The 21,418-nt window shown below is 42.9% G+C and carries 19 protein-coding genes; 12 read left to right on the top strand and 7 right to left on the bottom strand.

Going from position 1 to position 21,418, the window contains the following annotated elements; genetic code table 11:
• Positions 1-53: 53 nt before the first annotated feature.
• Positions 54-2,180: a TonB-dependent receptor domain-containing protein gene (locus tag ACE38W_RS19770; protein ID WP_375833645.1), complete on the top strand. Its 2,127-nt coding sequence runs from the start codon at positions 54-56 to the stop codon at positions 2,178-2,180.
• A gap of 34 nt (positions 2,181-2,214) precedes the next feature.
• Positions 2,215-2,862, top strand: coding sequence for a hypothetical protein (locus tag ACE38W_RS19765; RefSeq protein WP_375833643.1), 648 nt, complete (start codon positions 2,215-2,217; stop codon positions 2,860-2,862).
• 85 nt (positions 2,863-2,947) lie between these two features.
• On the opposite strand, the gene pdxA is transcribed toward ACE38W_RS19765, so the two are convergent.
• Positions 2,948-3,994: a 4-hydroxythreonine-4-phosphate dehydrogenase PdxA gene (pdxA, locus tag ACE38W_RS19760; RefSeq protein WP_375833640.1), complete on the bottom strand. Its 1,047-nt coding sequence runs from the start codon at positions 3,992-3,994 to the stop codon at positions 2,948-2,950.
• Between the two features lie 123 nt (positions 3,995-4,117).
• Here pdxA and rsmA point away from each other — a divergent pair, with 123 nt between their 5' ends.
• The 4 genes from rsmA to ACE38W_RS19740 all read left to right on the top strand — a co-directional run bounded on the left by rsmA (position 4,118) and on the right by ACE38W_RS19740 (position 6,934).
• Positions 4,118-4,870, top strand: a complete 753-nt coding sequence (gene rsmA / locus ACE38W_RS19755; protein ID WP_375833637.1) for a 16S rRNA (adenine(1518)-N(6)/adenine(1519)-N(6))-dimethyltransferase RsmA — start codon at positions 4,118-4,120, stop codon at positions 4,868-4,870.
• Positions 4,867-5,796, top strand: coding sequence for an NAD(P)-dependent oxidoreductase (locus tag ACE38W_RS19750; RefSeq protein WP_375833634.1), 930 nt, complete (start codon positions 4,867-4,869; stop codon positions 5,794-5,796). The genes rsmA and ACE38W_RS19750 overlap by 4 nt, the downstream gene beginning before the upstream one ends.
• A gap of 185 nt (positions 5,797-5,981) precedes the next feature.
• Entirely contained in the window at positions 5,982-6,455 is a 474-nt protein-coding gene (greA, locus tag ACE38W_RS19745) for a transcription elongation factor GreA (protein ID WP_375833631.1), read from the top strand.
• Between the two features lie 89 nt (positions 6,456-6,544).
• A complete protein-coding gene (locus tag ACE38W_RS19740) occupies positions 6,545-6,934 on the top strand; it encodes an HIT family protein (RefSeq protein ID WP_375833628.1) in 390 nt (129 codons plus the stop codon).
• Here ACE38W_RS19740 and ACE38W_RS19735 read toward each other — a convergent pair whose 3' ends face one another.
• Both ACE38W_RS19735 and ruvC read right to left on the bottom strand, forming a co-directional pair.
• Positions 6,935-7,630: a response regulator transcription factor gene (locus ACE38W_RS19735; protein WP_375833623.1), complete on the bottom strand. Its 696-nt coding sequence runs from the start codon at positions 7,628-7,630 to the stop codon at positions 6,935-6,937.
• 178 nt (positions 7,631-7,808) lie between these two features.
• On the bottom strand, positions 7,809-8,522 hold the full coding sequence (ruvC, locus tag ACE38W_RS19730) for a crossover junction endodeoxyribonuclease RuvC (RefSeq protein ID WP_375833620.1): 714 nt from the start codon (positions 8,520-8,522) through the stop codon (positions 7,809-7,811).
• Between ruvC and ACE38W_RS19725 the strand changes: the two genes are divergently transcribed.
• The 3 genes from ACE38W_RS19725 to ACE38W_RS19715 all read left to right on the top strand — a co-directional run bounded on the left by ACE38W_RS19725 (position 8,418) and on the right by ACE38W_RS19715 (position 11,038).
• Positions 8,418-9,389 (top strand): lysylphosphatidylglycerol synthase domain-containing protein, encoded by a 972-nt coding sequence (locus ACE38W_RS19725; RefSeq protein ID WP_375834317.1) that lies wholly within the window; start codon positions 8,418-8,420, stop codon positions 9,387-9,389. The two genes, ruvC and ACE38W_RS19725, sit on opposite strands and share 105 nt — an antisense overlap.
• A 9-nt stretch (positions 9,390-9,398) precedes the next feature.
• A complete protein-coding gene (locus ACE38W_RS19720) occupies positions 9,399-10,190 on the top strand; it encodes a DUF3108 domain-containing protein (RefSeq protein WP_375833617.1) in 792 nt (263 codons plus the stop codon).
• 146 nt (positions 10,191-10,336) lie between these two features.
• Positions 10,337-11,038, top strand: coding sequence for a response regulator transcription factor (locus ACE38W_RS19715; RefSeq protein WP_375833615.1), 702 nt, complete (start codon positions 10,337-10,339; stop codon positions 11,036-11,038).
• A gap of 91 nt (positions 11,039-11,129) precedes the next feature.
• Here the strand turns inward: ACE38W_RS19715 and ruvB are convergent, their stop codons facing one another.
• Positions 11,130-12,158, bottom strand: coding sequence for a Holliday junction branch migration DNA helicase RuvB (ruvB, locus tag ACE38W_RS19710; protein ID WP_375834314.1), 1,029 nt, complete (start codon positions 12,156-12,158; stop codon positions 11,130-11,132).
• Between the two features lie 94 nt (positions 12,159-12,252).
• Between ruvB and ACE38W_RS19705 the strand changes: the two genes are divergently transcribed.
• From ACE38W_RS19705 to ACE38W_RS19695, 3 genes are all read left to right on the top strand, one after another.
• Positions 12,253-14,352, top strand: coding sequence for a TlpA family protein disulfide reductase (locus ACE38W_RS19705; RefSeq protein WP_375833612.1), 2,100 nt, complete (start codon positions 12,253-12,255; stop codon positions 14,350-14,352).
• A 9-nt stretch (positions 14,353-14,361) separates the two neighbouring features.
• Positions 14,362-15,684: a M28 family metallopeptidase gene (locus ACE38W_RS19700; RefSeq protein WP_375833609.1), complete on the top strand. Its 1,323-nt coding sequence runs from the start codon at positions 14,362-14,364 to the stop codon at positions 15,682-15,684.
• Positions 15,685-15,830: 146 nt separating this feature from the next.
• Positions 15,831-16,583: a hypothetical protein gene (locus ACE38W_RS19695; RefSeq protein WP_375833607.1), complete on the top strand. Its 753-nt coding sequence runs from the start codon at positions 15,831-15,833 to the stop codon at positions 16,581-16,583.
• A gap of 59 nt (positions 16,584-16,642) precedes the next feature.
• On the opposite strand, the gene ACE38W_RS19690 is transcribed toward ACE38W_RS19695, so the two are convergent.
• The 3 genes from ACE38W_RS19690 to leuS all read right to left on the bottom strand — a co-directional run bounded on the left by ACE38W_RS19690 (position 16,643) and on the right by leuS (position 21,160).
• On the bottom strand, positions 16,643-17,494 hold the full coding sequence (locus ACE38W_RS19690; RefSeq protein WP_375833604.1) for an endonuclease/exonuclease/phosphatase family protein: 852 nt from the start codon (positions 17,492-17,494) through the stop codon (positions 16,643-16,645).
• 62 nt (positions 17,495-17,556) lie between these two features.
• Positions 17,557-18,243 (bottom strand): peptidoglycan DD-metalloendopeptidase family protein, encoded by a 687-nt coding sequence (locus tag ACE38W_RS19685; protein WP_375833602.1) that lies wholly within the window; start codon positions 18,241-18,243, stop codon positions 17,557-17,559.
• 151 nt (positions 18,244-18,394) lie between these two features.
• Positions 18,395-21,160 carry a leucine--tRNA ligase gene (leuS, locus tag ACE38W_RS19680; protein WP_375833599.1) on the bottom strand — a complete coding sequence of 922 codons (2,766 nt, stop codon included), beginning with the start codon at positions 21,158-21,160 and terminating at the stop codon, positions 18,395-18,397.
• Positions 21,161-21,418: the final 258 nt, after the last annotated feature.

Raw genomic sequence — 21,418 nt, 5'->3', positions numbered from 1 at the left:
GACGAAAATTATCCCCTATAATCATGTTACTATTTAGTCGATTGCTACTTTTAATGACATTTTCACCTGTACTGCTCTTTGCACAAGCCAAAATCAGCGGTAAGGTTACAGATACTAAAAAGCATCCACTGGCTGGCGTAAATATCGCTGTTAAAGATTCTTACGACGGTGCTACCACCACCAAAGAAGGAACGTTTTCATTTGTTACTTCCAATAAAGGAGTCATCACTATTACCGCTACATTACCAGGATATCAACCACTGGAAATGAAAGTTCCTGCAGATTCTGCAGACCAATTGAACATCATCATGAAAACTGGTTCCAATAATCTGAAAGTGGTAACCATTTCCAGTGGCAGCTTTGAAGCCAGTGATGAAAAGAAAAATACAGTACTCAAACCATTAGATATTGTAACTACTGCAGGTGCTGGTGCTGATATTGTGAATGCGATCAAAACACTGCCAGGAACGCAGCAAACGAATGATAAAGAAGGCCTCTTTGTGCGTGGTGGTACAGGTTATGAAACACAAACCATCATCGATGGTATGCTGGTGCGCAATCCCTTCTATAGTGGATTACCGGATATGCCAGGCCGTGGCCGATTTTCACCTTTCCTGTTCAAAGGAACAACCTTCAGTAGTGGTGGCTATTCTGCCCAATATGGCCAGGGGCTTTCCTCTGCGCTGATCCTCGAATCACAGGACCTGCCTACAAGATCTTCGTCTTCTGTTGGTGTATCTGTTATCGGTGTGAATGCTGGGTTGGATAATCTCTCTAAAGACAAAAAAACATCCTACGGTGTAGAAGCAGACTATACTAACCTGGCGCCTTACTTCGGCGTAGTGAAACCCAAGCAGGAAGTGAATCTTGGCCCGGAAATCATCGGCACCTCTGCAAACTTCCGTCACAAAACTTCTAAAACAGGTATGCTCAAATTCTATGGCTATGCCAACTGGAGCAAAATGGGCTTTACAAATAACAGCATTGAATATCCAGGTAGCCAGGAATCTTACCAGATGAGAAACAATAACGCCTATACGAACCTGACTTATCAAGATAAGATCGGTAATGGCTGGAGACTCTATGCTGGCGCATCCTGGAGTACTAACTACGATCGTATCACAACTGATACCTTGCCTAAAATTCCTTATCCTACTGGTATAAAAGTAAGATCTGATCTCACCCAAACAAGACTAATGCTCACGAAAGGTCTGGGACGATTCAGTGCATTACGCTTTGGTGGAGAATATCAATATGCACAGGAATCTGCCGCTTTCAATAACAATAAACTGACTTACACAGATAATTATACTGCTGCATTCGCAGAAGCAGACGTATACTTCACACCTAGTCTGGCAGCACGTATCGGAGGCCGCGCAGAATATACTTCTGTATTGGCAAAGACCAATCTGGCACCTCGTGTGTCATTGTCTTATAAAGTGAGTGCCAACGGACAGTTTACGCTTGCTTATGGCGACTATTACCAAAAGCCAGAGCCGCAATATATTCGCTTCGACAGAGGACTGGACTATATGAAAGCAACACACTATATCGCCAGTTACCAGTATGTGAGCGAGTTCCGCACCTTCCGTACAGAGGTTTTCTATAAAAAATATCATAACCTGGTAAAGACAGTGCCTGACTATAACAACGATGGAACCGGTTATGCACAAGGAGTAGAGTTATTCTGGAGAGATAAGAAAACCGTCCGTAACCTGGATTATTGGGTGTCTTATTCTTATCTAGATACAAAAAGAAACTATCTGAATTATCCTTTCCAGGTGCAGCCTGACTTTGCGGCCAATCATACCGCCAGCCTGGTGGGTAAGTATTTCGTCGAAAAGCTTAGCACGAATTTCGGTTTGACCTACAGCTTTGCCAGTGGCCGTCCTTATTACAATCCTAATTTGCCGGTGAGTAAGTTCATGTCTGAAAAAACGATCGATTATAATTCAGTAGGTGCCAGCATCAGTTATCTTACTTCGATCCGCAAAGCCTTTACCATCATCGTTTTCCAGGTTACCAACGTATTAGGTAACAAACAGGTATTCGGTTATCATTATTCTACTGATGGAATGCGTAGGAGTGAAGTGGTGCCAAATGTACCACGATTCATTTACCTCGGGCTGTTTATGAACTTCGGTATAGACAGACGTCAGGACGTACTTAACAATTTATAATCTTTAAATATCTCCCCATAAAAACACAAATTATATGAAACGTATCTTCTTATCCTTATTATTGATTGCAGGTGTTACAACCGCTACTATGGCGCAAAGTTCACAATACCAGGATGCAATGACCAAAAATATTAGCGACCTGGATAGTAGTTCCACCTTTAAGCCAGATGTATTACAACAGAAAGCAAATGTTTTCGAAAGAATTGCCAATGCTGAAAAATCACAATGGCAGCCTTATTACTACGCTGCGTATTGCAATATCATGAGCGCTTTAATGCAACAGGATAAATCAAAAGTAGATGCTATGGCTGATCAGGCAGAAAATGACCTGACCTTGGCAGAACAACTGAGTCCTAAAAACTCTGAGATCAGCTGTATCAAATCACTGATCGCTACTGCAAGACTCACAGTGAATCCAATGGAGCGTGCAGCAAAGTATGGCCCAATGGCAGCACAGTTACTGGAAGAAGGTAAAGCTTTCAATCCTGAAAATCCACGTGTATACTTATTGCAAGGTCAGTCACTGATCTATACGCCAGAGCAGTTTGGTGGAAGTAAAGAAGGTGGTAAAAAATTACTGGAACTCGCATTACAAAAATATAGCACCTTCAAACCAGCTACTACACTGGATCCTGTATGGGGAGAAGGTTATGCAAAAGGTCTTTTGAGCAATGTAAAATAAGACCAATAGGTAGGAATGATGAATCAATAAAAAAAGACCGGTTATGCCGGTCTTTTTTGTTTTTATAAGAAGATGATTATAGCGATTATTCAGAAGCCAGCTCAGTTTTCTTGAGTGGGTTTCTGGTGTTCTCAGCATATCGTTCACGTTGCTCAATAATATCGAGGCAGGTGAAAATCGCTTGTCTGAAAGAAGAAGGATCGGCAATATTTTTACCAGCGATATCAAAGGCGGTACCGTGGTCAGGAGAGGTTCTCACGATGGAGAGTCCTGCAGTATAGTTGATACCTTCGCCATTAGCCAGGGATTTGAAAGGAATCAGTCCCTGATCGTGGTACATTGCCAGTACGCCATCGAATTTGGCATACATTTCACGGGCAAAGAAAGCATCCGCGCTATATGGCCCGAAAGCCATGATCCCATTGCTTTTCGCCTGTTTGACAGCAGGGATGATCTGATCAATTTCTTCTTTGCCGATCAAGCCATCATCGCCGGCATGTGGGTTGAGGCCCAGTACTGCGATGCGTGGTTTATCGATACCGAAATCTTTTACCAAGCTGTTGGTCATTAACTGCAATTTAGCCAGGATGTTATCTTTCGTAACATAACTTGCTACCTGTGCGAGCGGAACATGTTCCGTGAGCAGACCTACACGCATGTTATCGGCGGTCATAAACATCAGTACGTCTTTGGCTTCAAAGGCGTCTCTAAGGTATGGCGTATGGCCGGTATAGTTAAAGTTTTCGCTCTGAATATTGTTTTTATGAATAGGAGCAGTCACCAAACCTTCGATAGAACCATCTTTCAGGCATTGGATGGCTACTTCAAGGGCGCGGGCAGCGTATTTACCGCCAGCTTCGTTCAGTACACCAGGAGTGATCTGTACTTCTTCTTCCCAGCAGTTATAAACATTCACCTGTTTGTGGTTCAGACGGGTGAAGTCTTTGATAGACTGATAGTTAAAATTATTTTCATTCATCAACTTACGATAGAAGTTGATGGTTTTATTGGACGCGAAGATCACCGGAGTACAGAATTCCATCATTCTGTTGTCCAGAAAGGTTTTGATAATAATTTCTGCGCCAATACTGTTTATATCACCTACGGTGATGCCTATTACCGGTTTGTTCATGTTGGGAGTACTCTTGCTTTATGAAGCGTCAATAATGGACAAAGATAAGTGAAAGCTGACAGGTTTCAGCAAACCTGTTTTGCCCCTGATTAATTACCTTTTAGCTATCTTTGCGGACTAGTCATGTATACACTAAAGAAATCATTAGGCCAGCATTTCCTTACAGATGAAAATATCTGCCGGAAGATTGTTGAGTCGCTACCTGTAACAGAAGGCCAGCAAGTGCTGGAAGTGGGCCCTGGTGGGGGTGCCATCACTAAATACCTGTTGGAAATCCCAGGCATTCAATTCAAAGCAATTGAGCTGGATACTGAAAAGGTCCAGTACCTGGAGAAGACCTATCCTGCCATCAAGGGTAAGCTGATCAACATCAGTATACTGGATGCTGAGCTGCCTTTTGAAGGACAATTCAGGCTGATCGGGAACTTCCCTTATAATATCTCTACACAGATCATGTTTAAAGTGCTGGATTGGCGCGAACAGGTGGATGTGGTAGTGGGTATGTTCCAGAAAGAAGTGGCTGTGCGCCTCGCCGCCGGTCATGGCAACAAGGATTATGGTATCCTGAGTGTGCTGTTACAGGCATATTACAAGATCGAATACTTGTTTGATGTTCACGAAAACTGTTTCAATCCTCCTCCTAAGGTAAAATCAGGGGTTATCAGATTGACCAGGCTGGAACAACCAGCCGATGTGATATCGGACAGAAAGTTCCGGGTGCTGGTGAAAACTGCATTCGGACAGCGTCGCAAACAGCTCAGGAATCCACTTAAACCGCTATTTACAAAAGAAACCCTGCAGGACCCTATTTTCAGTAAAAGAGCAGAAGAGCTCACTGTGGCGGATTTTGCAGCATTGACACATAAGATGATATGAGCAGGAAAGTATTAATTACCGCTAAAGTACATCCGTATCTTACAGACCAGTTGCAGTCTAAAGGATTTGAAGTGATATATGAACCGAATATCAGCTATGAAGAAGTATATGCTGCTATTTCGGAATGTGTAGGCCTGATCGTTACGACACGTATCAGAGTCGATAAACATATTATTGATCATGCACGTCAGCTGGAGTGGATTGGCCGTTTGGGTTCAGGCATGGAGCTGATAGATGTACCATATGCAGAAAGCAAGGGTATTCACTGTGTAAGCAGTCCTGAAGGTAACCGTGATCCGGTAGGAGAGCAGGCCGTGGGTATGTTGCTGACGCTGATGCACAACGTGCTGAAAAGCAACCTGGAACTTCGTAAAGGTATCTGGGAGCGTGATGGCAACAGGGCATGGGAGCTTGGAGGAAAAACGATAGCGATTATTGGATTTGGTCATACAGGTAGTACTTTTGCACGTAAGCTCAAAGGCTTCGATGTAAATATCATTGCACACGATAAGTACAAAACAGGATTTGGTACTGGAGATGTGCGTGAGGTGAGTATGGAAGAAGTTTATCAGCAGGCAGATATAGTTAGCTTACATTTGCCACTGACACCTGAGACGATGCATCTGGCTAATGCAGCCTTTTTTGAATCCTTTGCACATCCAATCTGGTTTATGAATACTGCGAGAGGTAAGCTGGTGAATAACCGTGATCTGATTGCAGCGTTGGAGAATGGTCAGGTGCGTGGCGCTTGCCTGGATGTATTGGAAAATGAAAAATTGAATACCTATTCAGCCGAAGATAAAGAGCAGTTACAGTATTTCCTGGATGCTCAGAACGTAGTACTGACGCCTCATATAGCAGGTTACAGTCACGAGGCAAGTATCAGAATGCCACGTGTTGTTTTGGAGAAGCTGAATATCATATAGACCCCTCGGGGGAGTACTGCATTCTGTTGTTTAAATTGTTGATTTTCAACATATTTAAACAACGGAAAGTAAATTTTTTTCTCCCAAAAAATTCATTATATTTGCTATAGTACCAGAAAACAACGCTTCCATGCAAGTGGGGGCGTTGATTTTTTTTTCTTATAACCATAAAAAAACAGCAGGTTATGTCTGGCATAAACTATGTTACGAAAGAAACCCTTGATCAGATGATGAATGATCTGAGCGTCCTGAAAACAAAGGGGCGTGCAGAAATTGCCAAGGCCATTTCAGAAGCAAGAGAAAAGGGTGACTTGAAAGAGAATGCCGAATATGATGCCGCCAAAGAAGCACAAGGTTTGCATGAAGCAAGGATTGCTACGCTGGAAAATGCAATTGCAACATCGCGCATAGTGGAGGCTGATTCCATTGATACTTCTAAAGTCTCAATATTATGTAAGGTGACTATCACCAATATCGCGAATAAAAAAACAGTGACTTATCAGCTGGTTTCAGAGACGGAAGCGGATCTGAAAGCCGGCAAAATTTCTGTGACTTCACCTATCGGTAAGGGTTTACTGGGTAAATCTGTTGGTGATGTAGCGGAAGTTCAGGCTCCTACTGGGAAAATTAACTTTAAAATTGAAAGTATCAGTGCATAATACACTGGCTTTTTAACGATATTTACAGGGCTTTGCAATCGCAAAGCCTTTTTTTATTTCTTCTAGAAAAATCTGTTAAACGTTAAACTATGACCATCTTCTCCAAAATCATCCGTGGTGAAATACCTAGTTATAAAATTGCTGAGAATGATCATTTCTATGCCTTCCTGGATATTTTCCCGCTGGTGAAGGGCCATACATTGGTTATACCGAAAGTGGAGACGGATAAGTTCTTTGATGTATCTGATGATTTGCTGCAGGAATGGTTAGTATTTGCAAAGCCTATCGCCCATGCCATTGAAGCGGTAATTCCTTGTAATCGTATAGGGGTGAGTGTTGTAGGTTTGGAAGTGCCTCACGCACATATGCATCTTATCCCGATTAATTCAGCGGATGACATGAATTTTTCCCGCAGCAAATTGAAATTATCTGTTGATGAGTTTGAAGAAATACGCCAGGCAATTATAGCACGCTTATAATTACTTCAAGGGTACATTGAAGCGGAATCCTACGCCATGGAGTGTCTCCAGCTTGATATGCGGATCTGATTTGAAATGCTTTCTGAGTTTTGTGATGAATACATCCATACTTCTGCCCAGGAAATAATCGTCCTTACCCCATACATTGGCAAGGATATCTTCTCTTTTCAATGTTTTGTTGGGATTGTTACAGAGATAGAGTAGTAGTTCCGCTTCTTTTTGTGTTAATGATATGGAGATTTCTCCTGTTTCATTATAGAGGCGTAAGTCTTCATAGTCAAATGTCAGGCGACCAATATGGAAGATATTGACTTTATCTGGGTTGTGGCCACGGGTCCTTTTCAGGAATACTTCGATACGAAGTATCAGTTCCTGCATACTAAAAGGCTTGCTGATATAATCATCTGCCCCGGTACGTAAACCTTTGATACGGTCTTCTTTTTCGTTTTTGGAAGTGAGAAATAAAATAGGAACGTGATCATTCACTCTGCGAATCTGCTCAGCAAGGGCAAGTCCGTCTTTTTTAGGCATTACGACATCCAGCAGGCAGATATCAAAAGTGCGTAACTGGAATTGTTCCCAGGCGGCTTGTCCGTCTATACTATGCACTACATCGTAGCCTGCTTCTTCTAATCTTTTCTTCGTTGCTGCACCAATATACTGATCATCTTCCACCAATAAGATTCTTGCTTTCATATCTGCTTGATGCTGATTAAAATAAAAATATAGTTATGCAAATGCGGCATAACAGGTGAAGGTCATTTTTCATAGTGAAGCTATTTTGCAGAAAAATGGCCTGTTAGCTTCTAATTTAGGATGATTTCGAATTTCAACAAAGTAACTACAATTTCCCGATTTATGAAATATGCTTTTCTTATCGAACTATCCTGTCGGGGTGCTGTCGTAGGAATTCGTCCCATCCCTTTGATTTTGTGAGACCTGCGAGGGGATTGCTTTCCTGATAGTAATGACATACTGCAACAGCCAGTGCATCGGTCGCATCAAAGTAATCAGGACGACTGTTGATTTTCAGTATACGTTGTAACATAAGCCATACTTGCTCCTTATCAGCATTACCATTGCCGGTTACAGACTGCTTAACTTTCTTCGGGGAATATTCACTTACTGGCAGCCCGGCGTGCATGGCGGTAGCTATCGCCACTCCCTGTGCTCTTCCCAGTTTCAACATACTCTGTACGTTCTTACCGAAGAATGGAGCTTCAATTGCAAAACAATGAGGTTTATGTTGCTGGATAATGTTATGTACACTGTTGTGTATCATCTCTAATCGTTCGTAATGGTCTTTATGCTTGGATAGTTTTACTACGTCCATCTCAATGAGACTAGCCTTTTTGCCTTCTGTTAATATAAGACCATATCCCATTACGAGCGTACCAGGATCTATTCCCAGAATTATTTTTGCCTTGTTTGCCAACCACAGGTTATTTTTGCGAAAACTTAATATCTGAACAAAAGTACCAAAATAATTCTCAATTACGTAGTAGGCGGTGCGCTTTTCATCTGGCTGGCCTATTCGCTGTATACGCAGATAACGCATCGCGAGAACCTTCGCGAGTCCTTGGAACAAATGCGTGAATCCCTTGATAAGAAAGGCTGGACAGGCATTGTCCTTGTTTTAGTTCTGATGTTATTCAACTGGGGATTTGAAGCACGCAAATGGCAAGTATTGGTGAAACCACTGGAGCGCGTTTCGTTTATCCGGGCGTTTAGTGCTATCCTTTCCGGCGTTTCTGTATCGATCAATACGCCAAATCGTATAGGCGAGTACGGTGGACGGGTCCTGTACCTCCAGGACGAAAATAAGCTGAAAGCTATTGCTGCTACTATTGTAGGAAGTTTTAGTCAGCTCATCGTGACTGTTATCTTTGGGTTAATTGGACTCTTCTATTATATTCATAGTCTCGCGCCCAGAGGCGGTTCCAGGTGGCTGGCTCCCGATTTCTGGGGAAATATTGTATTGGCTGCGATCATAGTTATTTGCTCACTGACGATATTGTTATATTTTAGGCTACAAATTATTCTGTCTGTATTTAAGCGCGTAAAATTCCTGCATAAATTCACAAAATATGTGCAGGTAATCGGCAACTACAAATCAGCCGAACTCCGTTATCTGTTGCTGCTTTCCGCACTACGATACATGGTCTTCTCGGCACAGTATTTGATTTTGCTCGACGCACTGGGAATGGAGTTTTTATGGTGGCAGGGATTCCTGCTCAACAGCGTAATTTACCTGGTAATGGCCGTAGTACCCACCATTGCCATAGCAGAACTTGGAGTTCGCGGAAAAGTAAGTATCTTTTTCCTCGGTTTGCTCAGTTCCAACGATGTAGCCATTCTGGCGGCAACCGGTGGAATCTGGTTAGTTAACCTGGTTCTGCCTGCACTGGCAGGAACCGTTCTCCTGCTGGGGGTAAAATTTATCAAGGAAAAATAGATTCTTGCAATGAGGTATCTGTTACTTATCTTATTAGGCCTGACCTGTATATGCCCCGTTAAAGCGCAGACTGATTTCTGCTCTATCCGAAACACCAGCTTCAAAGTGGGTGAGTCTATCACCCTCAAAGTATTCTATAACCTCGGCAAAATGTATATTGGCGCCGGAGAAGCTACCTTCAACGTAGGCCTCGAAAGATTCGCCAACAGAGATGTATATCATATCGTAGGTGATGGCAAAACCTATAAAGCCTACGACTGGTTCTTCAAGGTCCGCGATCGTTACGAAACCTACCTGGATACCGCTACCATGCAGCCACTTAAGTTTGTTCGTAACGTAAATGAAGGAGGCTATAAAATCCTCAATAACGTCGTATTTAACCAGGCCGGCCACCAGGCGATCAGCACCACCGGCACGTACACCGTTCCGCCTTGTATACAGGATATCATCAGCTCCATCTACTACATGCGGAACATCGATTTCGGGAAATACAGTGAAGGCGATAAAATTCCCTTTAATATGTTCCTCGATGATCAGGTCTACAATATCTATATCCGTTACCTCGGTAAAGAAGAAATAAAGACGAAATTTGGCACCTTCCGCGCCATCAAATTCAAACCCCTGCTAATTAAAGGGACCGTTTTTGAAGGTGGTGAAAAAATGACCGTATGGGTCAGCGATGATGCCAATAAGGTGCCCCTGCGCATAGAAAGCCCTATTTCCGTAGGTAGCGTAGTGGTAGATATGATCAATTTCAGCAACCTCAGATATCCTTTCTCTTCTCTCCTTAAAGCCCGATAATAATTCAACCTTCGTGTATAGGTTTGCGTTATGTAGCTAATACTACAGGAGTTTTAACAATTTTTTTGACCGGCGGGACCAGGATTTTTACGACCTTCCATGCCGCAGAAAAAATTTATATTTGTTATAATCAACCCTTTATGATTATGGAAGAACGTAAACCGAAAATATTACTGGCAGAGGATGATACCAACCTCGGTATGGTACTGAAAAATTACCTGGAGTTAAATGATTATGACGTGGAGCTCTGCAGAGACGGTATCCTCGCGCTGGCGGCCTTCCGTCGTGAAAAATTTGATATCTGCCTGCTAGACATCATGATGCCTAACATGGACGGCTTTAAGCTGGCTGAAGAAATCCGTGATGTAGATCCGGATATTCCGCTGTTCTTCCTTTCTGCTAAAACCATGAAGGAAGATATCATCCAGGGCTATAAACTGGGAGCAGATGATTACATTTCCAAACCTTTTGATAGCGAACTGCTTCTCCTCAAAATAAAAGCTATCCTGAAACGTAACCAGGAGCTGCATAACAAAGAGGAAGAACAACACGAATTCAAAATCTCTTCTTACGAGTTCAACTCCCGTCTCCGTACGCTCACCCGCAACGGAGAAACACATACACTGTCTCCTAAAGAAAATGAACTGCTACACATGCTATGCGAGCATAAAAATGACTTGCTCCCGCGTGAACTGGCTCTCAAGAAAATTTGGGGCAGCGACACTTACTTCAATGGCCGTAGTATGGACGTATATATCGCTAAACTGCGCCGCTATCTCAAAGATGACAGCAACATCGAAATCGTGAACATCCATGGTAATGGGTTCCGACTAGTGGTGAAAGAATAATTTTCTTATCTTTTTGGATTGGTCCTCAGGGCCAATCCAAAAAGAGAGCGCTGGACCATAGGCCCAGCGCTCTCTTTATTAATGAATATCCTTAAAATAATAAGTTATTTCCTCCTCTGAATGGGGTCTTACCTAAATGGACATACGCTTTCTCCGTGACCTCTCTGCCGCGTGGCGTACGTTTAATAAAGCCCTCCTGGATCAAAAATGGCTCATATACCTCTTCGAGTGTGCCTGGTTCTTCTCCTACAGCAGTAGCTATGGTGGTGATACCCACAGGGCCTCCCTTGAAGTTTTCTATGATTACCTGCAAGATGCGGTTATCCATCTCATCGAGGCCGTATTCGTCTACATTCAGGGCTTTCAGACTGAATTGTGCAATTTCCAGATCGATAACGCCATTACCCATTACCTGCGCGAAATCACGCACCCTGCGCAGCAAGCCATTGGCAATACGTGGGGTACCCCTCGAACGGCGGGCAATTTCTCCAGCTGCATCGGAAGTAATTTTTGTACCTAATAAGCCAGACGCACGCCAGATGATCTTCTCTAAGGTGGCTGCATTATAGTATTCCAGGCGGCTCTTAATACCAAAGCGCGATAACAAAGGCGCTGTCAGTAAGCCACTCCGTGTAGTAGCGCCCACCAAAGTGAAAGGCAACAGGTTTAACTGTATAGAACGGGCACTAGGACCTGATTCTATCATGATATCTATACGGAAATCTTCCATGGCAGAATACAAATACTCCTCCACTACGGTACTTAACCGATGTATTTCATCTATAAACAGTACGTCTTTATCTTCCAGGTTAGTCAGCAAACCTGCCAGGTCGCCAGGCTTTTCAATGACCGGGCCGGATGTTTCCTTGATGTTCACTCCCATTTCATTGGCTACGATCCTGGACAGGGTAGTTTTCCCCAATCCCGGAGGACCGTGAAAAAGCACATGGTCCAGGGCCTCTCCACGTAACTTGGCAGCTTTAATGAAAATTTTTAAATTTTCTATAATCTGGTCCTGACCCGAAAAATCGATGATTTCCCGAGGACGTATACTGTTCTCAAACTCTTTCTCAGTGTTACTGAGCTTGGTTTCGTCTGGTCTTAAAGGTTGATCAGCCATATCTATTGTTCCCAAAAGTACGCAAATATTCATAGGCAGCCCCTACTATATAAGCTGCTAAAAATTATATTTATAATAACCAACCAAAGTAACAATGAAACCAAGTCTCCTGCTCTGTTGCATGTTCTTTCTGGCAACAGCTGCATTTGCCCAAAAAGACCCCAAATCGGTTATTTATAAGATCACGAATGATTATAGTTATGATGATCATATTAACCTGCTCACAGTTTATTTCAGAGCAGATTTTCATGAACAAACGAAAGCGCATACGGTAGCAGATCTTACATTGCTCCGGGTTAAAATACGTTCCATATACGGTGAAGATTATGTGCCTGAAATATTTGATACAGACAGCCTGGATGAAAGCCCCTTCTATGGTTTCAACTTCTACTATTATACACCCATGATAGGCAAACGCTTTACCGTAGAGCAAGACTGCTCCCTTTCATACCTTGGTGAAAATGCTGATAGCCTGCGTGTTAAACTAGCAGCGGGCAGAAAAATAAATCAAAATCTAAGTGAATATCTGCTAAGACCAGACAGCGGTATGTGGCGATTTGCAAATATACTGTTGAGTAACAAGTCCACTGAACAAACAAAGATTGAAGAGCTGCCGCTCACAAGTATAAAGGGACGATTTGACGATAAGTATGCTTTTATGCTCTGGGACATGCTGGAGCTGCAACAAGCACGCGAGGATGATAGTGTTCGCGTAAGAGCATTTCTGAATGCAAACAATCCTATATATGGGAAAAGAAATACCTATCGGCAGAAAAGAGTAGGCTTGCTGCAACACATGGATTCGCCGGAATATTATGATGAACTGGCTGCCATGCCGATAGATTTGCTAAAAGGTGAACCCTCTCATCTTTTCAACAAGATAAGTGATGCAGATCAACGCCTGCATATACCAGCAGATTCAATTGTGAAGATCATTAAAGTAATGAATAATCGTTTTCGTAGTTCATTCCTTCAAGAATCCTTTTGTCAGTCAATTATCTATGGAAAGGAAGGTAAGGAGCCTGTAGAAAAGGAGAGATATGCCGCTGATACGATATTGCTGAACAAGCTGTTGATATCCAATATTCCCAATATTAAAAGCCAACTGAGAGCTTTGTCACTGATGAATAGCGCCGTATCTACAACAGATACTGCACTGATAACGGCTTATGCCCGCGAGTTGGATAACCTTACATCAAACGATATGATCTACGGAAGATTACCAAGATATAGAACGTTAATAGAAAAACATATGCAGCAGTATGGCTTGAATGCCGCCGCCGCAGCTTATCGCGAAGGCACCATACAACGTATCAGGAGCTTCAATGACAGTATAAAAATGCTTGGTCAGGATAATAACTACAAGGAGGTTATCAGCATCAATAAGGCCTTGCTGGCAGATTGCTGGTATCGCAAATATCAGGCAACCCAAGGCACAGATAGTGCAACAGCATTTGAATATCTACTTAAAACTATTACAGATGGGCCATCAACAAAAGAAGAATTGAATAAATGCTTCTATGATCTCGCCATGACCCAGGGAAAAGGAGAATATCTCGAGGAAGTTACTGCCGTAGCCGAAAATACAGGCAGAAAAGATGTAGCACTGGGTATGCTGGTGAAACAACAGGATATGGACCACGACAAACTCGATGCTTTACAACTGTTTTATGAGAAGAATTATCCAGGCAAATCATTCGATGAATTTGTACGGAAAGACCTTGTTAACAGGTGGAAAGTTGCTCCAGACTTTGATCTACAAGGGACCGGCGGTAAGCGCTATAAATTATCAGACTATAAAGGTAAATGGCTGTTACTCGATTTTTGGGGCAGCTGGTGTTCCCCATGCTGTGCCGATCTTCCAAAACTTAATGCCCTGGCCACTCAGGTGGAACAAAATAACAATGGAGCAGCAGTATTAGCCATTGCCTGTCATGAAGCTGCTGCTACCAGCGAAAAATATCTTCAAACGAAAGGATATACACTGGCATCCGCGTTTTCAGGAGATGCAACCGCCATCAGATTTGGCGTTACGGGATATCCATTTAAAGTGCTAATTTCACCAGATGGAAAAATGCTGCCCTTGGTATTCGGGGAAAATTATTCCTCTATCATGAGAAAATATATGGCAGCAGGAACTGGTAAAGCCAACAATATCTCCCCGAATCTGCAAACTAAACCTGTTCGGGACTAACAACTGATTATGAAAAAACGATTGCTGCTGTTTATCGCCTCTGCCTTAACTGTCGGTCATTCCTATGCGCAGAAGGTTATTAAAGAAAAAGATGTTACGCGTATTGTCTCCACACTGGCAAGCGACGATATGATGGGCCGTAAGCCTGGTACTACCGGTGCATTAAAGGCTGCTCAATTTATTAATGATGAGTTCGCAAAACTCAATCTGTTGCCACTTCCTGGAACAATGTCGTATAAACAGGAATTCAAGAAAGCCCGACTGATACAGCGTTCTGCATCGGTTGATGTCAATGGAAAGCAAATAGAAGCCACCGTTTATGTCTTAGGTAAAGAGAGAAATATTGACTGGGGAAAAGATACCGCTACCTATCAGGAGGTATATATTCAACAACCTAAGGAGTTACGTAAATGGCTATACGCAAATAGTAAATTACAGCGTAACGTAGTTGTGTTTATGACGCCTGCGATGTTGGAAGATCATATGGAAGAAAGACTGCAATATATTACGCAACGTTATTATGATACCCCGCAGGAGATTGAAAATATTGAGCCTATGGAAACACCTTATAGTGTAACCGTAGTCGTTAGTAAAGAAGCGGTTTCAGCAGCTGATAACTGGACGGTGAAAGCCTATCGTGGTATTGAGTCGGTTTCGTTCACCAACGTTGCAGCTATGATACAAGGCAGTAGTAAGCCTGATGAATATGTAGTATTTTCTTCTCACTATGATCACCTGGGTATTTTGCCTGCTGTAGCTGGCGATAGTATTGCCAATGGAGCAGATGATGATGCTTCTGGTACTACAGCTGTAATAGAACTGGCAAATTATTTTAAAGGTACTAAGCCGCAGCGCTCGCTGATTTTTGTTGCATTTACAGCAGAAGAAATGGGTGGATATGGTTCACAATACTTCTCTCGAAAGCTAGATCCGAAGAAGGTTGTGGCGATGTTTAATATAGAGATGATAGGTAAGGAGTCCAAATTTGGTAAGAACAGCGCATTCATAACTGGATTTGAACGTTCTGATTTTGGAACTATTTTACAACGTAACCTCAACGGCTCTACGTTCCACTTCTATCCAGATCCTTATCCTGAACAAAATTTATTCTATCGCTCAGATAATGCTACCCTGGCCCGTTTAGGAGTGCCAGCTCATACGATCTCTACCACACAGATTGATAAAGACGAATTTTATCATACCGTAAAAGATGAAATTAGTACTTTAGATATGTCGAATATTACTTCAATTATTCAGGCAATAGCGACCAGTTCCGCTACAATCGTTAATGGCACGGATACGCCTACACGAATCAAGCAAACTCAAGAGTAGACTGCATTTCATATGAATATCCGATAACGTCTGACGTTATCGGATATTTCTTTTTAAAATAATCTCCGCACGCACGTTATTCAAAAATTCTTCTTTATTTTTACCCCCGTTGGCCCTATAAAAATTTTATTAAAACCATATCGACAATGAAAACCAGAATCCTTCAATTCTGCGCTGCAGCTGGCATTACAGCCTTCATGCTCGCATCATGTAATTCCGAGATGACGCAGCCGGATCAACCGAAGATTGATGAAAAAAATGCTGCTGCTGTCAACTATGAACTTGAGGCTATCACACCAACCACCTCACTTTCAGCGGATGCAACAGGCCGACTGGCCACTATTACAGGCGATGCTTCCATGGCTAAAACCAGTGGAGGTTTTGATATCACCTGGGATACTGCAACTGCACGTCTGAAAGAAATTAGCTTTGATGCTAAGCGTGGAAAAGATCAGGTTGAGTTCAAGATGACAACAGACAGATATATCAATCTGCTGGCAATTCCTGGCAAACTCGGTGCAATCAAAATTCCTTTAGGAACCTACCAACAAGTGAAGGTTACTGCCAAAGTACAAGGCGACAAAAAAGATCCGGCCGTTATTCTGAAAGGCCGTCTGACATGGCAAGGCAAAGATATTCCTATGGATATCCAATTGTCTGGAAGCATTGACTTAAAAGCACAAGGCAAAGATGTTGTCGTAACTGACAGCAGTATTGTTTGGAAAGGAAAACTGCAAATCTCTATGGATCTCGTTATTAGTAAACTTCAGGTGGGAGACTTCACCGGATCTTTCGACGGGTCTAAGATTACTATCAATGTTGATGTAAACACCAATGTTCACAACAAACTGGAAGGTGCATTGGAAAGCAGTATGTCTGTAGAACATACACATGACTAATAAAAAGGAGCAATAAGTCCATAACCCGCATGGGTTATGGACTTGCGCTTATCAGTTAGTTATTTCAATTGTAATTCTGCCAGCACAGAGAAATGATCGGAGGCATATCTGCCACCCCAACTTTCAGAGATCGTAGCATGTTTCAATACATTTATATTTCCTTTTAGGAAAATATAATCAATTGGAGCAGGTTCCATTTCCCCAATATGCCAACCGTTGAAAGTGCCCACAGGACCGAAATGTGGCGCCTTACTTAATTCCTTACTATCTGTTAAATGCAATGGGTCGCTAACGTTAGTGACTATACGAATGGGCTCGTCATCAGGAGTTGCATTGAAATCGCCTGTAATAATCGCAGGGGAGATACCCGCAATATGTTTTACCTGTTGTAATAACAACCTGGCGCTTTCTCTTCTGGCTACTTTTCCCATGTGGTCGAAGTGTGTATTAAAGTGATAGAAGATTTTACCGCTTTTTTTATCTTTAAACTTCGCCCAGGTAACTACACGATTGCAAGCTGCATCCCACCCTTTTTTGCCAGCAACAGCAGGTGTTTCCGATAGCCAGAATGTTTGCTGATCTAAGGCCTGCAAACGCGTTGTGTCATAAAATATAGCAGAAAACTCACCGCCTTTTTTTCCATCATCACGGCCTACACCTATAGATTTATAGCCTGGTAATAACTGATGAAGGTCTTGCATTTGCTCGTACAACGCTTCCTGTACGCCTAATGTGCTGACATCATAAAATTGAACCGTAGCAGCTACTTTGTCTTTGCGGTAAGGCCATGCGTTCAGGCTGTCGTCAGGAGTGTTCATACGAATGTTGAACGTCATCACATGTAGCGGTATTTGCGCAAGCAGGCTGCCGGCAAACAATGACAACAGGCAGGAGATAATTGCTTTCTTCATTGCTATATCGATTTAGCTCGTAAAAATACAAGTTGGCGGGAAATGTAATCTGTTAAGTTTTATTAACGGATATGTTTATTGAGTTGCAGGAGTATATCAGGATCTGGACAGTTGCGCAGGTATTTATCTTTTTCACTAAAACGACAAACGCCGGGATAATCTCCCCGGTAATTACCAATATCTTCAATCACCTGAAAATGGAGATGTGGTGGCCAACCGCCGTTTTCGGGAGGTAATCCAAAATAGGCCAGTTGCTGACCTGCAGTAACGGGCATGTTTTCGTATAGTCCCTGTAAGTTAGATATGCTGAGATGCCCATATAATGTATGAAAACTATAACCATCCAGCTGATGTTGCAGGATAATTGTGGCGCCGTAATCTCCGAAGTGATCATTGAAACGGAAACTATGCACATGACCATTTAACGGGGCAAAAACGGGCGTTCCTGCAAGCCCCCATACATCAATGCCCAAATGCAGTCTCCTTGGTTCTTCTCCGGCATCAAAATGCGGACTCACCGCATAAATGGTACGGTGTTCCGCATAACCGCCTATGCCCAGTCTATACCCATTATCACTAAGGGTAGTATCGATATACCTGCAGAAACGGTCCAGATCTTCCAGCACTGACATGGTCAGCATGGTATTATTTCTGGTGAAATCCATTGCCATCAAGGATTCTGCGGGATCCAGCAGCTGGATTACCGGTTGAAAAGCAGACTGGTGTAGTTGTAAAACATCCTGTAACATAATAGGGATGCCGTAAAGGGCTTAATAAATATAGGCCTTTTATCGTAAACAATCACGGATAGGCTTGCCCGTTATAGGACTCAGCCAGGAAATCAACGAAAAAGGCCATCTCCGCAAAGAGATGGCCTCAACTATTTCAATGTCGAAAAGATTAAACTACCAGATTGATCATTTTGCCTTTCACAATAACGATACGTTTCGGCGTTTTACCTTCCAGGTATTTCTGTACATTTTCATTACCCAAAACAGCAGCATGAATGGCAGCTTCTTCAAGATCCAGGCTCAACTTCAGTTCTGTCTTGGTTTTACCATTTATGGCAATTGGATAGTTAAAGCTACTTTCTTTAGTATATGCTTCATTGTAAACAGGATACGGTGCATCCAGGATACTATCTGCATTACCCACCATGTGCCACAGCTCTTCTGCAACATGTGGTGCATAAGGCGTCAGCAGTATCAGCAACGACTCAAGAATACTACGTTTATTGCATTTCAGCGTTTGCAGATCGTTTACGCAGATCATGAACGCACTTACTGCTGTATTGAAAGAGAAGCTACTGGTAGCGTTGTCGATCTTATTAATTGCAGTATGCAATACTTTCAGCTCTTCTGGTGTAGGATTATCGTTGGTTACGATCAGTCCTTTTTGCTCGTCGATAAACAAGCGCCAGAACTTCTTCAGGAAGCGGTGAACACCCTCAATACCTTTGGTATCCCAAGGTTTAGACTGTTCTACCGGGCCAAGGAACATTTCGTACATGCGGAAAGTATCAGCACCATATTTCTCAACGAGGTCGTTAGGATTCACGGTGTTGAACAAACGTTTACTCATCTTCTCTACTTCCTGACCACAGATATATTGCCCGTTTTCCAGAATGAAGGTGGCATCAGCATATTCATTTCTCCAGGCTTTAAATTTCTCTACATCCAGTACCACGCCGTCAACGATGTTAACATCTACGTGGATAGGATCTGTATCATAACTATCTTTCAGACCAAGAGAAACAAATTCATTTGTGCCACGAACACGATAAACGAAACGGGACGAGCCCTGTATCATACCCTGGTTTACCAGGCGTTTGAATGGTTCATTGAAACCAATCAGGCCCAGGTCGAAGAGTACTTTTGTCCACATACGGGAGTACAGCAAGTGCCCCACTGCATGTTCGGTACCGCCTACATATAAATCTACCTGGTTCCAGTAATCAGTAATGGAACGGTCGGCAAAGGTTTTATCATTGTGTGGGTCCATATAACGCAGGAAATACCAGCTACTACCTGCATAACCAGGCATAGTATTGGTTTCGCGTTTAACGCCAGGTGCAATATTTACCCAGTCGGTGATATTAGCCAGCGGCCCTTCTCCTTCAGGTCCTGGCTTATAATGGTCCACATGGGGCAATTCCACAGGCAGATCTTTCGCATCCATGCCATAAGGGATACCATCCTTGTAGATGATAGGGAAAGGTTCACCCCAATAACGTTGACGGCTAAACCCTGCATCACGCATTTTAAAGTTTACCTGTCTGCGACCGATACCCATTTCTTCCAGTTTATCGATCACGATATCAGCAGCTTTACGCATATCGACCCCGTTGAGGAAGCCACTGTTTTGCAGGATAGCATCTTTAGTAGGATTCGCTTCTTCGCCGTTGAAAGTATCGCCAACAATGTTGGTGATAGGCAGGTTGAAGTGCTTCGCGAAGCTGAAGTCGCGCTGGTCGCCACAAGGAACGGCCATGATAGCACCGGTACCATAACCGGCCAACACATATTCCGCGATCCATACAGGTATTTCACGACCATCAAAAGGATTGATCGCATAGGCGCCTGTAAAGCAGCCGGTTACCTGTTTCACATCTGCCATACGTTCACGTTCAGAGCGACTCTGTACATAATCCAGGTAGGTATTGATCGCTTCCTGTTGCTCTGGAGTAGTGATTTTGGCTACCAGCTCATGTTCTGGAGCTATCACCATAAAGTCTACACCAAAGATGGTATCAGGGCGGGTGGTATATACTTCTACTTTATCAGCAGAGTTTTTAATATCGAATTTAATTTCAGCGCCCTGGCTCTTACCGATCCAGTTGCGTTGCATTTCTTTCATGGCATCGCTGTACTCTACTGTTTCCAGTCCTTCGAGGAGGCGGTTCGCATATTCGGTGATACGCAGGAACCACTGGCGCATTTTCTTTTTCACTACAGGGAAGCCACCACGCTCGCTCACACCGTTGATAACCTCGTCGTTGGCGAGTACGGTACCCAGTTCGGCACACCAGTTAACTTCTGCATACGCCAGGAACGCAAGGCGGTATTGCATGAGGATTTCACGCTGTTCTGCTTCTGAGTAGCTTTTCCACTGTTCTGCAGTGAATTGTATGCTACGGTCGCCAGGGCAGGTATGATGTGCGTTCCCTTCTTTTTCAAAGATGGCAGTCAGGTTGTTGATACCTTCTGCTTTTTGGGTGCTACGATTATACCAGCTTTCAAACAGCTGCAGGAAAATCCATTGTGTCCATTTATAATAAGATGGGTCACTGGTATTGATTTCTCTGGACCAGTCGAAGGAAAAACCAATATTATCCAGCTGTTCGCGGAAGGTAAGTATGTTTTTAGCAGTGGTAACGGCTGGATGCTGGCCAGTTTCAATGGCATATTGCTCGGCCGGCAGACCGAAAGCATCATAACCCATTGCATGCAGGACATTAAAGCCCTTTAGTCTTTTATAGCGAGAATAGATATCCGTAGAAATATACCCGAGTGGATGACCAACATGTAGTCCTGCACCGGAAGGGTATGGGAACATGTCCAGCACATAACATTTGGGCTTCGTGCTGTCGTTGCTTACACGGTAGGCGTGGGTGTTGACCCACTGTTCCTGCCATTTTTTTTCAATTGCCCTGAAATTGTATTCCATATTGGTTGCAGATGAGTGATTAATTAGCGGATATAAACAATACATCCAGCCCTAACCACGTTATCAAAGTAAATTTTAATATTATATCGGCGATAGCCAGTTTAGCAAAATAATGTTAAATTCATTAATACAGCAATGTCAAACACAAACAACTTTTTATATTGCCGTTCAGAATGCTGCCTATAACCGATAGTGTTGGAAGGCAAAATTAAACACATAACTACTAATTTTTATTATTTTCGCCGGATAAACTACAGA

The sequence above is a fragment of the Chitinophaga sp. Hz27 genome, assembly GCF_042263525.1.
Taxonomy (GTDB): Bacteria; Bacteroidota; Bacteroidia; order Chitinophagales; family Chitinophagaceae; genus Chitinophaga.
The sequence above is the reverse complement of the archived record's forward strand: the minus strand, read 5'-3'. Positions and strand labels throughout refer to the sequence as shown.